Here is a 14521-nt window from a genome sequence, read left to right on the forward strand (position 1 = left end):
CCCAATAAAATTTTGAAAAGTCTATTCTTCTCCTGCTGACAATTCTGTAGGAGTAATATTAACTTCAGCTTTGATATCGGTAGTTTCTATTGTCTCTTCTCCAGTCTCATAATCTTCATCTCCGAATTGAGTAAGGCCAGTCAGAGTGATTTTATCTGCAGTAATTTCACCTTCTATTTTAGTAACTCCCCAAACAGGTGGATCACCTCCGCCCGAGTATTCACCAACTAGAGCCGTGTTAATAGCAGTGTTTTTAGTAAATAAAGTGGCAAAAACACAAGTTCCGTAACCATAAGGACAAGCTTCATAAGTTGCATAATCAGTCGTCCACAATAGTAATTGTGATATATCGCTCAATTCAACTTTACCAATGACGTTAGCTACCGAATATCTAGTCATTCCAAGATCTAATGTGGATTGATATTCGTCCCAATCTCCCTCTTTTTTGATTGAGTCAATTTTGATGAAGTTATCAATGTCATAAGAAGCCATTTCAGTAGAGTTATTTGCTAACATATCAAAAGACAAAAACTGAGCTTCTTTTCTCGTTAAGTTATATTTATCCGGCACTTCTTCTTCGGTAAATTGAGACACAAAAGCAGAATCAATAACCAAGGGTAATTCGTACGTTTTTTTAGCCTTAGCTAACAACTTTTCTACATCAATAACTGGTCTATTTGGATCAACTTCAATTGTCAAAGTATCTTCAAAAGATAATGTATCTGTGGAAGTAGTGTCAGTAATGGTATCGGTGTTATCTGAATCATGTTCATTTGATTCTCCACCACATGCAATTATAATTGCCGGAATAAAAAGAAAGGCCAGTTTTTTCATTGTTTCGAATTTTGGATAAAAATATACTTTTTAAGTATCAATCATCTAAAAACTTACGAATGTTGCGTCTGTCTTTTTTGGTGGGTTTGCCATATCCCAATTGGCGGTAGTCTCTTTGAGCTTCTTGATACTGTTTGTATTTCTCAATTTCTTCTTCAGGCGTGATATCTCTTAAATATTGTTCCACCAATTTTGCACCAACCCTTTTCTCCAATAAATCGACAACTTCATACTCAAAAATGGCTGTATTTTTTTTAATAGACAGATGATCCCCTATCTTCAATTCTTTGGCAGCTTTCACTTCTTCACCATTCACCATTACTTTGCCATTTTTGACATCAGTTGCAGCCAAACTCCTTGTCTTATAAAGCCTTACGGCCCACAGATATTTATCAATTCTTGCCATTACATTTTATAAATATAACGACTGATAAAAAAGGTAGCCAATAAGAACAGAGAAAATATAATTGCCGGCATAACAATTGATTGACCCAAATTTTTGTAAATCACGTTTTCAGGATTTTTTGGATCAACAAGAATTTCAATTTTATCACCTACTGCTATTTGTGCACTATTTTTTACTGCAGGTTCGTTCATTTTAACTACATATTTTGCATCATCTAGATTAAACTGCAAAGTGGGATATGATTGCTCACTTTCTCTATGAACATTTAAAGCTGGATCACTTGATTCATCAGTAGGAAACATATCATCTTCCAGTTTGTATTCAACGGCAATACATTCAGATTGAATTGTTATTCCTTTGGTATATAATTGAGCCGAATTAATTAATGGCCAGGCAAAAAAGTAAAAACCAATTGCGAAAACTGATAGAGGTATGAGGTAGTAAGCAATCTTGTTCATCAATTCATTCCCTCCAACTCTTTCTGTAATTTTTTGGTAAGCGAAGCCACAATCAAATCATATGAATGATCCGTAAGTTCATAAACCATTTGATCAGCTACATCATCATTTACGTAGACAGAATTCCACAATTGTTTATTCATGTGATAACCCGGCTTAATGGCATTGTATTGCTCTCTTAATTCAATGGCCCTATCCGGATCGCATTTTAAGTTGATATAGGTGAAATCCTCAATACCGCACAAGGCAAACATCTTACCCATTACTTTAAACACAAGCACATCCGGTCCAAAAGGAGTTTCTTCAGTGATGCCCTTCTTTTGTAAACAATATTCTCTGAATTCTTCTATGTTCATCTATCGTAAAATTAGGAATCAAATTGTTACTTTCATACAAATAACCCATTTATAGCTTGTGAATAGAGTGTTTTTTATAGTCTCCATTTTTCTTTTTTCGTGCTCAAGTCATAGTAATGAAGAATTGCTCCAGCGGGCATATGAAAATGAAGCTGTGAATAGGATAAATTCCATTTTTATTGAGGAGAATAATCTTATTTACAGTCAAATGGACCGACTAAAAATTGCAGCTTTATCTTCAGGTAGAAAGCCTCCCAAGCTTGAAATTGAATCAGAATTGTATGAGTTATCCAAAGACACTAGAAATTGGTTTAGAATAAAACTCAATGATGCTTTAATTACTAATAAAATAGAACCTCAGTTAGAGATTAACACTTTAAAAGTATCAGCTATTGAAAATTTAGAACAAAGTGTTGAATATGAAGGTGAGTTTGTTATTAATAAAACTTTCAATTTTATTGACAAAGCTGAGCAAATTTTTCAAAAAAGACAAAAAGAACAAATGGTATTCACGCGTTCTTTTACCCAAGAATTTGAATCTGTTTATGATTCTATTTTTAGTGCAATTGACACTATAGAAAGTCACTTCAAATCAATGGCAAATAAATTCCCGGATAAACCAACTTTAATTGAGGCGTTTGAACTAAATGCTGATGCAATTGCCACACAAGTATTGGTGGAAAGAAAAATTCTCAAACAATTGAAGAATGAAATTGATAGGCCAAAGTTGAATTTTGAGCATGAAATGTCTTATAAAACTAATATATCAGTCTGCAGATATCCAATGGGAGAATCCATTTATATTGAAATATCGCCAATGGTTATTTTCAAGGAATCACGTCCAAAAATACTTGTAGAAGTGGACGGGAAAAGTTTGTTGGAAAGAACATATGGAGATCAGATTAAAATACCAACAAGTGAAATTGGATCACATCAAGTAATCGTTTGGCACATTCAAGATGATATGATTAAAGATAGTCTGGTATATAATTACGAGGTAATTGAATGAAGTATTTATCGCTCTTCATATTGCTAACTATAATATTGACTTCATGTAATAATGAACCGTTCAACAATAGGGAATATGAAGCTTTTCTACTTCAAGAGTATTCAAAAGAATCAATGGAATTAGATGATGAGTTGAATGAGCAGATTTATACAAAATTGAACTTACTTCAAATGACTGAAAGATCAGCCCCACTGGAAAAAATTCTAATTAAAATGGAATTAGGTGAGGTGTATTTTGAAAAAGCAAAACAGGTTTCTTTCCAAGAGAAAAAAGAGCTAGCTGATAGTTTAATCTTGATTCTTGGAAACTATGTTCAAGGCAAAAGCACTTACACTGTTAAAACCAGCCCATTAAACCTCAATTCTGCAAATCCAAAAGACACTTCTTTTATCAGTAATTTTAATGTAGAGTTTGACTATTATTTCAAACACAATATTTCAAATACTGCCTCGAATATATTATTGGACAAATTGAAAAGAGACTTTAAGTCATTTTTAAATGACCGTGTTTATGTAGTTTGGCCTACTTCAGGTCCTTTACATGCTATTATTGCTGAACATACTCAAATCTATAAACAACATTCAGAAGCCTATATCACTAGTGCATACGGAGTTTATGATTTAAGCCAAAAAACACCAATTAAATTCCATGGAAAAGAAATCAATACAGGATTTTATATCAAACTACCTGACAAATCTGGCAGACATGTAATAAACGGTGAGTATGGATATGTCCAAGCTGGAGAAATGACCTGGAAACCATTTGAAATTGAATTTTTATTGGATTAGTTTATTTTCTCCCATTCCTCAGCCCCAATCTCAAACCAATTGTGAAGTAAATCGTCAATGTAAAATTGATTGATAAAAGTTAATCCAATTTTCTCTAGAATTTTGTTGGAAGCAATATTTCCCACTTCTGCACCTCCACAAATCCGCTCAAGTTTCAACTCTTCAAATCCGTATTTCAATGCAGCAATGGATACTTCTGTAGCTATACCATTTCCCCAATATTTTTGCTTTAAACGATATCCAATGTCGTGATAACCGTTCATCTTGTTAAATGGTAAAGTCTCGTATTTTATTCCTCCCCATCCAATAAAATCATTTGTCTCACGGTCAATAATAGCTGATCTGCCTATTCCAAATTTCTCGTATTGAGCTAACACATCATTGATCATTTTGGCAGATTGATGTAAACTACTAACAGGTTCGTTTCCTAGGTATTTATGAACTTCCGGGTCTGAATCAAGTTCAAAAAAATCCTGAACGTCATCTTCCGTTATTCGGCGCATTATAAATCGCTCGCTTTCAAAATCAATCTGCATCTGACACATATTTTTCCTAAAGCTATAAAAAAGGCCGTAAGCTTACTTCAAAACCCTATATTTGCAAAGAATATTAAAGTAGAAAAATGAGTTTAATTACAGTAGGAAGTGTGGCGTTTGATGCCATTGAAACACCTTTTGGTAAAACAGACAAGATTATTGGGGGAGCCGGAACGTATATCGCGCTTTCATCATCATATTTTACAAATGATCAAAAAATCATTTCTGTTGTTGGAGACGATTTTCCAAATGAAACTTTGGCAGATCTTAAAAGCAGAGGAGTAGATATTGAAGGAATTCAAATCAAACAAGGAGAAAAAACTTTCTTCTGGTCGGGTAAATATCACAATGATATGAATTCAAGAGATACGCTTGTAACTGAATTAAACGTATTGGAAAACTTTGACCCAATTGTTCCGGATAGCTATCAGGGATCTGACTTCTTGATGTTAGGCAACCTGGCTCCTGCAGTTCAAAAATCTGTTATTGAAAGATTACAAAACAGACCTAAGTTGATTGCAATGGATACCATGAATTTCTGGATGGATATTGCTTGGGATGACTTAATGGAAACTTTGAAGTTAGTTGATGTATTGATCATCAATGATGAAGAAGCCAGACAAATGAGTAAAGAATACTCGTTGGTTAGAGCAGCTAAAGTGATTATGGCAATGGGTCCTAAATACCTGATCATTAAAAAAGGTGAGCATGGAGCGTTGTTGTTTGAAGGTGAAAAAATCTTTTACGCACCAGCATTACCGCTTGAAGAAGTATTTGATCCAACAGGAGCAGGTGACACATTTGCAGGCGGATTTATTGGATATTTAGCAAGAACTGGCGATATTTCATTTGACAATATGAAAAGTGCAGTAATTGCAGGATCGGCTATGGCTTCTTTTTGTGTTGAAAAATTTGGAACAGAGAGATTGATGAATCTTTCTCAAGACGAGATTTATAATAGAATTATGGAATTTGTCAACCTTGTGAACTTTGATATGGAGCAGGTGATGTAATTGCTCAAATAATGGCAGAGACTAAAGCAGAAATAATAGAACAATTAGATGCACTGGCACACAAAGAAAAAGTGCTAGACGATTTAGAAGAATTTAACCAGTTGGTAAGCGAGTTTGATAGGCTTCAACGAGAAGAAGAGCACGCTTGGGAAGTTCAAAAATTGGAACGAATTGAAGCAGGTGAGAAACCTGAGAATATCGAAAAACCAATCTTTGAGCAGCTGGAAGAATTCAAAAGATTGACTTCTCTTTACAAAGACAAAAAGAAAGTTGAAGTAAACGAAATTCGTGAAAGCGAAAAGTCTAATTACGAGAAGAAAAAGGCGCTAATTGCTGCTTTAACAGATTTGATTCAAAACGAAGAAAATATCGGTCGTGCCATTTCACGTTTCCGCGATATTCAAGATAGTTGGAAAGAAGCTGGAACTGTTGCCAGAGAGAAAAGACAGGAATTGCAAAGAGAATTTTCTAACCTGGTTGAGAGCTTCAAATACAATATCAATATCTATAAAGACATCAAGGATCACGATCTGAATCGCAACTTATCGTTGAAGAAAGATTTACTTGATAAGTTGAAGGCTTTATTAGATATTAAGATCATCAAGGAGGTGGAAGAAAAACTTCACACACTTCAAGATGAATGGAACAATATAGGTGGTACGCATCAAGAGGACTGGGAAAAAATAAAGAATGAGTATTGGGATACAGTAAATGCTGTTTACCAAAAGATTCATCAGTTTTATAAAGAAAGAAGAGAAGAGCGTGCTGAAAATATTGAGAAGAAAAAAGAGATTATCCAAAAAGCGCAACAGGTTTTAGAAAGAGAAATCTCATCTCATAAAGGCTGGAAAAAACAAACAGATATTGTAATTGGCCTACAAGAAGAATGGAAATCTGTAGGATACGGACCTAAAGAGGAAAACAATGCTGTTTGGAAAGAATTCAGAAAGATTTGCAATGAATTCTTTGCGCGTAAAAAAGAGTTTTACGGAGGAAGAAACGATCAATTTGAAGATGTAAAAGACATCAAGGAAAAACTGATCAAAGAAGTTGAATCAATTAAAACTTCAACAGATTGGGGTTCCACAACCAAGCAAATTGTTCAGATTCAGAAAAAGTGGAAAGACGCCGGTTCTGCCGGTCCTAAATATGAGAACAAACTTTGGAAAGAGTTTAGAGCTCAAATAGATGAATTCTTTGATGCTAAAGACAAGCATTTTGCTGATACAGATAAAGCTTTTAAAGACAATTTGGACGCCAAAGAAAAAGTGATCAAAGAAATTGAAGCGTACAAAGTAGTGAAGGATGATGAGAAAAACAAAACTGCATTACAGGATTTCGCTCAAAGATTTGGTCAAATAGGAAGTGTTTCTAAAAAAGATAGAAATCGCGTTCAAAAAGCTTATCGAGACGCCATCAATGCTAAGTTTGAAAAAACAGACATTGACCAGGAAGATCAACAAAGAATGTTGTTTGAATCTAAAATCGAAGCAATCAAAAATTCAGATGATCCTGAATCAATGATTGACAGAGAAAGAGCATTTATCCGCAAGAAAATTGGAAGATTAAACGAAGATCTTACCAAGTTAGAAACCAATATGTCATTCTTTGCTAATGCTGATGAAAGTAATCCTTTGCTTAAATCTGCTTTGGGAAGTATTGAAAATACCAAACAAGAAATTGAAGGTCTTAAATCTCAATTGTCAATACTTAGACAAGTAGAGAACGAAATATTTGAAGACGAAGATGAGGAAACGGTAGCTGAAGAAGTGAATAATGATCCTTCAAACGAAGAAGAATAGAAAATGAATAAAGCAATTAACGTTTTCTCTGTCATCATTTTAGCGGTTTTTACTTTAATGAGTATGGTCATCATCTTTGACCTGGCTATTTCAAATTTTCATTTAAAAGCAATGCCTTATAAAAGAGAAACGCTTGCAGCACTGGCTCTTTTGTTGTTTTTTGTTGGATTGATTCGTGTTAAAAGAAGATGGCAGGGAATCTCTGACATGAAGAAATTTTCTCAGTTTGATTTTGTGTCCGAAATTTCTGAAAGCAGAATGAAACGCGGTATCATGTTTACATCATTGGAAATTTTATTCATGATAGGTTTTACCTTATTGTTTTTACGATTGTATTTTATTGAGCCTGATTTAATGCTGGTTATACTTATCGTAATTCCATTATTGTTGTTAGAATCCGTTGTTTATTTATTCAAAATGATGAAAGGTGGAGATGCTTTCAGAGTAGGAATAAATAGCAAAGTTATTGCCTTTTTTGATCGTGAAATGAACATGTATTTTTATGAGGGATTAAGAAGGGTAGAGCTACATCAAAAAGACTTGTTTAGCTTAACTTATAAAGATGATATGGTATTGTTTTTTCCGGCTACCGTATTAAAACAAGCAGATCGTATTGCATTTAGAGATGCACTTATAAACCAATTAGAAGCAAAAAATATCTATTTTGATGACGCATTAAGAAACTGGAAATGATAGCGTTTATCAAAAATCATTGGATACTCATTTCTTTTGTTGCCGCTTTATTCACTTTTCATTGGTTTTCAAAAGATATCAGAAGCAATTATGAACGTCCAATTGTAGGTGATGCACAAGCTTACTATGCTTATCTACCGGCGATTTTTATTTACCAGGATTTTGACTATAATTTTGTTCAGGAACATGCATCTCAATATTATGCTCCGGGTCAATTAAAAGACTTTGTAAAAGATGTTGATGGAGAAAAGGTAAACAAGACATTTCCAGGGGTTGCGGTGCTTTACACACCATTTTTTCTATTAGCGCATCTCTCAGCTATTACTTTTGGATTAGAGGCGGATGGCTACTCTACTATTTATCAATTTTGGTTTGATATTGGGCATTGGTTTTATTTTCTATTTGGACTCATTTTTCTTAAAAAATTCCTCGAAAAACTCAATTTTGAGCCAAAAATTGCACTTTTTACTACAATTTTGATTGGAATTAGCACAAATTTGTTCTTTTACACAGTTTTCGATCAATCGGTAACACACATTCACAATTTTTTCATGATTAATGGAATGCTCTTATCCATTGCTATTTGGAAGGAGCAGAAACAAATGAAGTGGTTAATTATCGCTTTAGTGTTGCTAGCCTTAATTGGAATTACCAGACCAACCAATATTTTGGTTTTCGGCTTAATATTGATCTTTTTTAATCAAAAAAGCTTCTATTTAGACGTTTTTCGGTCGGTTTTTAGCAAAAAATGGTGGAAAATCACACTTTTTGTTTTGCCCATTTTGTTAATTCCTTTTGTTCTCTGGAAAATTCAAACAGGACATTGGATTGTTTACTCTTATGGAGAAGAAGGATTTGATTTCAGCAATCCATTTTATTTGGATTTCATTTTCTCTTATACTAAAGGTTGGTTTACCTATACGCCTTTTGCCCTAATTGTCATTTTAATTGGATTGGGATTAATCTTCAAAACAGATCCAAAAAAAGCAGGGTTAATGGTAGGATTTTATTTGGTGAGCATCTATATTTTCAGTTCCTGGTGGTGTTGGTATTATGGAGCCGGAATGTCGCAAAGAGTGATGATAGATCATTATGTGCTACTTGCTTTTTTGTTGGCCACAATCCTTACTAAAATTGCAGATGTCAAATGGATGAAGTATGCTTTTTTAAGCCTTTCGGCATTGTTGATCTTTCTAAATGTAGCGCAAGCCTGGCAAATCAAACAAGGAATTATCCAGTTTGGTTCTGCCACCAAAGAACAGTATTGGGACAATTTTTTAGTATTTGAAAAGCGAGCCAGGGTATATCCAAAAGAGCATTGGATTAAAAGCGAGGATGAGTTAAGTTTCAATGAGGAATTAAAGGTAAATGCAGAGATGCCTTTTTCGGAAAGTTTAAAAGGAAACATTGGTGAAATTAAAGTTGGGCATAAATTGATTTTTTCATTTGAGATGTTAACGGCAGATGAAATAATGGAGACAAGAGGAATCATCACTTTTAAAAATTTAAATAATGAAGAGATACCTGTTCCATTTTACTTCTCAGAATTTGTTCAGCAAGATAAGTGGGTGTACATGGAACTGTTATTTGAGCCTTTAGAGGAGTACAAATCTGAGGTGATTATCTATTATTGGAATGCTTATACTACTGAATCCGCCACATTCAAAAACATTTCAATCAAAAAGTATTTTTCTGACGAGTATTATTAGCCAACAGTTTTTTGCTTATAACTTAATAAGTTGATGCATCTTCCGTTAAAATGATTCTATAATTTTGTTTTGTGGATCAGTTATCTGTTGTAATTATCACCTTAAACGAGGAACGCAATATTGGACGTGCCATAGATTCTGTTATGAAAGTGGCAGATGAAATTATTGTGTTAGACAGTTTCTCCACTGATAAAACAGCCGAAATATGTAAGGATAAAGGAGTGAGATTTGTTCAGGAGCAATGGCATGGTTACGCTAAAACAAAAAACCTGGCAAATAGCTTATCAACTCACGAATGGATTCTTTCTCTGGATGCTGATGAAGCCTTAGATGAAACTTTGCAACAAGCCGTTTTAGAGGCTAAAGAAAGAGGTTTCAAAGGGGTATATATAATGAACAGATTAACCAATTATTGCGGTAGTTGGATTAAACACTCAAGTTGGTATCCGGATTTTAAGATTCGAATTTTTCCAAAAAGTAAAACCAGTTGGGAAGGCGAGTTTGTGCATGAAGAATTGAATTTTACAGAAAACTTAGTTGAGAACAAATTGAAGGGACATCTGTTACATTATTCGTATTACACTTATACTGAACATAGAAGCAGAGCAGATAAGTACTCAATTTTAACAGCGCAAAAATTGCATGCTTCCGGAAAAAAAGTAGGTCTGATGAAACCTTATATTTCTGCCTTCGGTAGATTTGTAACCATGTACATTTTGAAGCTGGGAATTTTGGATGGTTGGAAAGGGTTTAAAATTGCCCAAATTTCGGCCGCTTCTAACATTTTGAAATATAAAGAACTCATTAGATTGAATAAGGAAAATGGCAACTAAGCAACTGCAAAAAATTGTGATCAGCAGAACCGATAGTATTGGTGATGTCGTTTTAACCCTTCCTTTAGCCGGAATTCTTAAAAAAAAGTACCCAGAAGCAACGATTGTAATGTTGATCAAATCATATACGAGATCAATTGTGGCTTGCAGTGAATATGTAGATGAAATCTGGGAATGGGATGTGATTGAAAGATGGTCTTATAATGATCAGATTAAATGGTTGGTAGCTCATAATGTTGATTGTTTCATCCATGTTTTTCCAAGAAAAGAATTGGCCAGATTAGCAAAAAAAGCAGAAGTTCCTATTAGAATTGGAACATCACACAGGTCATATCATATTTTAACATGTAATAAGAGGGTCAATTTCACCAGAAAGAGATCTGATTTACATGAGGCACAATTAAACACTAAGTTGCTAGAACCATTAGGGATTAAAAAAGAGTACAGTTTAAAAGAGTTAGCTTCTTTTTTAGGATTTACAAAGATTCCTGATTTACCAAAGCATTTTAAGGATTTATTGAACCTAGACAAGCAGAAGGTTATTTTTCACCCAAAATCACAGGGAAGTGCAAGAGAATGGCCATTAGAACAATATATGTCATTAGCTACTCAGCTGGATGCAGATAAATTTCAAATATTTTTTACAGGCACAAAAAATGAATCGGAGGAGTTCAGCCATTTAATTCCGAAACAAGATAATATTGTAGATCTATCAGGTCAAATGTCTCTAGAAGAGTTAGTTGCATTTATTTCTCATGTGGATCATTTGGTGGCTGCAAGTACCGGGCCTCTTCATATTTCTGCGGCTTGTGGTGTTCATGCTATAGGATTATATACAGACATGAGACCTATTCATCCGGGACGTTGGCAACCTATTGGAAATGAGGTTACTATAATTGTTTCTGAAAAAAATAATAAACCAACCCAACCTTTAGAAATAGATATCCGTGTAGTAGAGAAAGCTCTTAATGCGGGTTTTAAAAAATAGATAAGTCCCGATTGGAATATCGGGACTCATCAACTTTTGAAATGAAAAAAACTACTTACTCTGTGCTTAAATGTACGGAGTTTTCTTTGTTAAAGCAAATTTTTCTTCCACATTATTCCTCACTGTCTATAACGGTTGATTAAACTGTATTTAACAACGCCTCAGCTGCATTTTGGCACTGATTTTGATCCTAGTAAAATGTAAACCATAAAAAATTATTCAAATGAAAAAATATGCATTCGCTTTCGCAGCACTGAGCCTGACTCTAGGAGCGAAAGCTCACAAATTTGATGAATGTCAATTTACAGAACAAACACAGGAAGACAACAAACTAATCAACATTAAACATTCAGCATTTAAACCAGGTGAAAAATTAACCTACAGATTAACTTATGGTGTATTTGATGCCGGTGAAGCAACTTTACAGGTAGTTGAAACTAAAAGAACCATCAACGGCAGAAAGTTGTGGAGGATGATTGGAAGAGGTCGTACCATTTCAGCTTTTGAATGGTTTTATAAAGTAGATGACTTATATGAATCATACATGGATGCTCAGGCAATGGTTCCCTGGGTGTTTAAAAGACGTGTAGATGAAGGTGGGTTTAAAATCAATCAAGATTATACCTTCTTTCAACACAAGAACATAGTAGAAACCGAAAAAGGGAAAAAACATAAAGTTCCGGATCGTGTTCAGGACATGATTTCAGCTTTTTATTATGCCAGAACAATCGATTTTTCAAATGCAAAAAAAGGTCAGGAATATGAAGTTGATATCTTTTTAGATGAAGAATTGTTTCCTACTAAAATCAAGTATCTAGGAAAAGAAGTGATCAGAACAAGAAAAGGAAAATACAGATGTCACAAATTTGAACCTGTTGTTGAGCAAGGAAGAGTTTTTAGCTCAGAAGATGCTGTTGAGGTTTGGATTACAGACGACGGAAATAAAATTCCTATCATGGCCAAAGCAAAAATACAAGTGGGTTCAATTAAAATGCACCTTGTAGGCTGGGAAGGCTTAGCCAACCCAATGGCCATTGTAAAATAAAATTAAACGCTTTATGGTTTAGTAGTTTCCACAAATGTGGAATGCAGTCCTTTCAACTTTGTTGAGAGGACTTTTTATTTTTGGAACATCTTCAACACTTCTCGTTCCCCATTATTATTCAATACCTCTATCAAATAAATACCACTTTCACTTTGGCTGAGATCTGTTAAATCTGATGTAGTTTGAACAGCTTTAACCAATCTACCATTTAAATCATAGATATTGATTCTTGAATTTAAATTTGGACAGTAAAGCATGGTTTCATCATTTCCGTAAATAATTTTAGCAGTATTTGTGGCTGATTCATCCAATCCTACAGCCGTATTCATATACTGCATGGCACTCAAAGCATTTACTCTTCCATAACCCATTTGAGTTGACCAATATCCATAGGTGCTCCAGCTGTCATAACTGTACCCTCCAACTTTATCGGCAGTTATTGAAATTACATTTCTTGCTTCTTCTACAGTTAAAGTTGAATCATAAGACAAGATCAAGGCCATCACTCCGGCTGCGTTTGGACAAGCTGCAGAAGTACCATTAAACCAGGCGTAATCATTATCTGTAAATCCGTTAAATCCCATTGAACCACTCATGTCAGTTGCTAACACTTTAACTCCGGGTGCTGTTACGTCTAGATTTAATCCATAATTACTTCCCCACCAGTTTTCAGGAGAACAATCGTTTGTGGTTTTCAATTCATCACACATGGTTGAAGCACCAACTGAAATTGTTTTTGGATGACTTGCCGGCCAAATTGAATAATTGTCTGCGTCATTTCCTGATGAAAACAACATTGGCACACCTTTTCCATATCTTCCGCTTGCAATTTTTTGACTCACTACCATATTACTCATTGCTGTATCAACTCCTAATGTGCTGATATCTGAATTTCTCAATCCCCATGAATTGCTTAAAACATCAGCATTTGCAGTATCCACAGCCCAAATTATTCCGTCCATACCTGCTGATGCTGAAGCAAAAGGAATTGGACCTGATCCGATATTGATGTAGTAAAAGATTTTAACCGGCCTAATTTTGCAATTGGGCGCAACTCCCGAAACGCCAATACTGTTATTTGCTTCTGCAGCGATTATTCCGGCGCAACATGTACCATGTCCATCATTTGAATAGGTTGTATTTGGGTATCCATTGCTTCCGCCTCCAGTAGCATCAAATCCCGGCAAGAGATTATTTACCAAATCAACATGATTGGTATCTACACCTGAATCTAAAACCGCAATTTCAATGTAATCCTGTCCCATAGTATAACTCCAGGCAGTATCTACATTCATATCTGCTCCGGCATCCCCGTTAAACTGATTGGCCGAACCGTCATTTGAAATGGCCCATTGATAATTGTAATAAGGATCGTTTGTAGTAGCACGAACCGAGTGCAAAGTGTTCTGACTTACAATTTCATATTTACCGCTTGCGTTTAAAGCTCTCACTAAGGCTCTTTCTTTATGTGTGCAGTTTTTGTCATATTGAATGCGATAAACTTTATCCAGGCCTTTATAAGGAATCACCCTAACAGCTGAAGAAAAACTCTTCAATTCTTCAATTTCTGAAGTACTTAAATCATGTTCCGTTTTTACAAAAACTTCAGGTAAATCTGCCGCATAAGCATCTTCTTCAGATCTGTACAAAAAAGAAACAAAATCTACAGAAGGAATTGCTTTTACTTCTTCGTAAATAGCATCAATGTTGTTGCCATCTTCAAATAGTGATAATTGTACTTCAAAACCCTTTAAGTATAAATTGCTGTCATGAGGTTGAAGGCCTTTTATATGATCCAAATCAGCCGCGCGATCTTGCGGTAGTATAGATTCGTTAAAAACAATAGAAAGTCCAATTGCTTGCTTTTGTGCCATTCCAAAATATGACAGGTTAAGCATTAGTAGTAGAGAAATTAATTTCATAGAAACCATAATAGATTTAAGTAAATGTAAGTAAAACCATTGTTTATTCCATATCGGATTTATCTGTAAACCAACGCTCATTGACTTTTGTCATAATTCAAAACACAGTTTTACTTAACTTAGGTCCAA

Annotated in this window: 15 protein-coding genes; 9 read left to right on the forward strand and 6 right to left on the reverse strand. The window is 34.6% G+C overall.

Annotated elements, in window-relative coordinates; translation table 11 throughout:
- Positions 1 to 21: 21 nt before the first annotated feature.
- The 4 genes from K6119_RS13060 to K6119_RS13075 are packed head-to-tail and all read right to left on the reverse strand — an operon-like array spanning position 22 to position 2054.
- Positions 22 to 834 (reverse strand): hypothetical protein, encoded by an 813-nt coding sequence (locus K6119_RS13060; RefSeq protein ID WP_221832375.1) that lies wholly within the window; start codon positions 832 to 834, stop codon positions 22 to 24.
- Between the two features lie 37 nt (positions 835 to 871).
- Positions 872 to 1240 carry an RNA-binding S4 domain-containing protein gene (locus K6119_RS13065; RefSeq protein WP_221832377.1) on the reverse strand — a complete coding sequence of 123 codons (369 nt, stop codon included), beginning with the start codon at positions 1238 to 1240 and terminating at the stop codon, positions 872 to 874.
- Positions 1240 to 1698, reverse strand: a complete 459-nt coding sequence (locus tag K6119_RS13070; protein WP_221832379.1) for a DUF3592 domain-containing protein — start codon at positions 1696 to 1698, stop codon at positions 1240 to 1242. The genes K6119_RS13065 and K6119_RS13070 overlap by 1 nt, the downstream gene beginning before the upstream one ends.
- A complete protein-coding gene (locus K6119_RS13075) occupies positions 1698 to 2054 on the reverse strand; it encodes an MmcQ/YjbR family DNA-binding protein (protein WP_221832381.1) in 357 nt (118 codons plus the stop codon). Before K6119_RS13075 ends, K6119_RS13070 begins: the two co-directional genes overlap by 1 nt.
- Before the next feature lie 208 nt (positions 2055 to 2262).
- Here K6119_RS13075 and K6119_RS13080 point away from each other — a divergent pair, with 208 nt between their 5' ends.
- Both K6119_RS13080 and K6119_RS13085 read left to right on the forward strand, forming a co-directional pair.
- The gene (locus K6119_RS13080) at positions 2263 to 3063 is read left to right on the forward strand and encodes a hypothetical protein (RefSeq protein WP_221832383.1); all 801 of its coding nucleotides are present in this window, start codon (positions 2263 to 2265) and stop codon (positions 3061 to 3063) included.
- Entirely contained in the window at positions 3060 to 3851 is a 792-nt protein-coding gene (locus tag K6119_RS13085) for a hypothetical protein (protein WP_221832384.1), read from the forward strand. The genes K6119_RS13080 and K6119_RS13085 overlap by 4 nt, the downstream gene beginning before the upstream one ends.
- Here the strand turns inward: K6119_RS13085 and K6119_RS13090 are convergent.
- Positions 3848 to 4387 (reverse strand): GNAT family N-acetyltransferase, encoded by a 540-nt coding sequence (locus K6119_RS13090; RefSeq protein WP_221832386.1) that lies wholly within the window; start codon positions 4385 to 4387, stop codon positions 3848 to 3850. The two genes, K6119_RS13085 and K6119_RS13090, sit on opposite strands and share 4 nt — an antisense overlap.
- 86 nt (positions 4388 to 4473) lie before the next feature.
- On the opposite strand from K6119_RS13090, the gene K6119_RS13095 reads away from it, so the two are divergent.
- The 7 genes from K6119_RS13095 (at position 4474) to K6119_RS13125 (ending at position 12470) form a co-directional block, all read left to right on the forward strand.
- A complete protein-coding gene (locus K6119_RS13095; RefSeq protein ID WP_221832388.1) occupies positions 4474 to 5400 on the forward strand; it encodes a PfkB family carbohydrate kinase in 927 nt (308 codons plus the stop codon).
- 11 nt (positions 5401 to 5411) lie between these two features.
- Positions 5412 to 7202 (forward strand): DUF349 domain-containing protein, encoded by a 1791-nt coding sequence (locus tag K6119_RS13100; protein ID WP_221832391.1) that lies wholly within the window; start codon positions 5412 to 5414, stop codon positions 7200 to 7202.
- Between the two features lie 3 nt (positions 7203 to 7205).
- Positions 7206 to 7895 carry a hypothetical protein gene (locus K6119_RS13105; protein WP_221832393.1) on the forward strand — a complete coding sequence of 230 codons (690 nt, stop codon included), beginning with the start codon at positions 7206 to 7208 and terminating at the stop codon, positions 7893 to 7895.
- Entirely contained in the window at positions 7892 to 9604 is a 1713-nt protein-coding gene (locus K6119_RS13110) for a hypothetical protein (protein WP_221832395.1), read from the forward strand. Before K6119_RS13105 ends, K6119_RS13110 begins: the two co-directional genes overlap by 4 nt.
- A 71-nt stretch (positions 9605 to 9675) precedes the next feature.
- Positions 9676 to 10437, forward strand: coding sequence for a glycosyltransferase family 2 protein (locus tag K6119_RS13115; RefSeq protein ID WP_221832397.1), 762 nt, complete (start codon positions 9676 to 9678; stop codon positions 10435 to 10437).
- On the forward strand, positions 10427 to 11425 hold the full coding sequence (locus K6119_RS13120; RefSeq protein ID WP_221832398.1) for a glycosyltransferase family 9 protein: 999 nt from the start codon (positions 10427 to 10429) through the stop codon (positions 11423 to 11425). Before K6119_RS13115 ends, K6119_RS13120 begins: the two co-directional genes overlap by 11 nt.
- 223 nt (positions 11426 to 11648) lie before the next feature.
- The gene (locus K6119_RS13125; RefSeq protein ID WP_221832400.1) at positions 11649 to 12470 is read left to right on the forward strand and encodes a DUF3108 domain-containing protein; all 822 of its coding nucleotides are present in this window, start codon (positions 11649 to 11651) and stop codon (positions 12468 to 12470) included.
- 74 nt (positions 12471 to 12544) lie between these two features.
- On the opposite strand, the gene K6119_RS13130 is transcribed toward K6119_RS13125, so the two are convergent.
- Positions 12545 to 14392, reverse strand: coding sequence for a S8 family peptidase (locus K6119_RS13130; protein WP_221832402.1), 1848 nt, complete (start codon positions 14390 to 14392; stop codon positions 12545 to 12547).
- Between the last annotated feature and the right edge of the window lie 129 nt (positions 14393 to 14521).

The organism is Paracrocinitomix mangrovi (assembly GCF_019740355.2).
Classification (GTDB): domain Bacteria; phylum Bacteroidota; class Bacteroidia; order Flavobacteriales_D; family Crocinitomicaceae; genus Paracrocinitomix; species Paracrocinitomix mangrovi.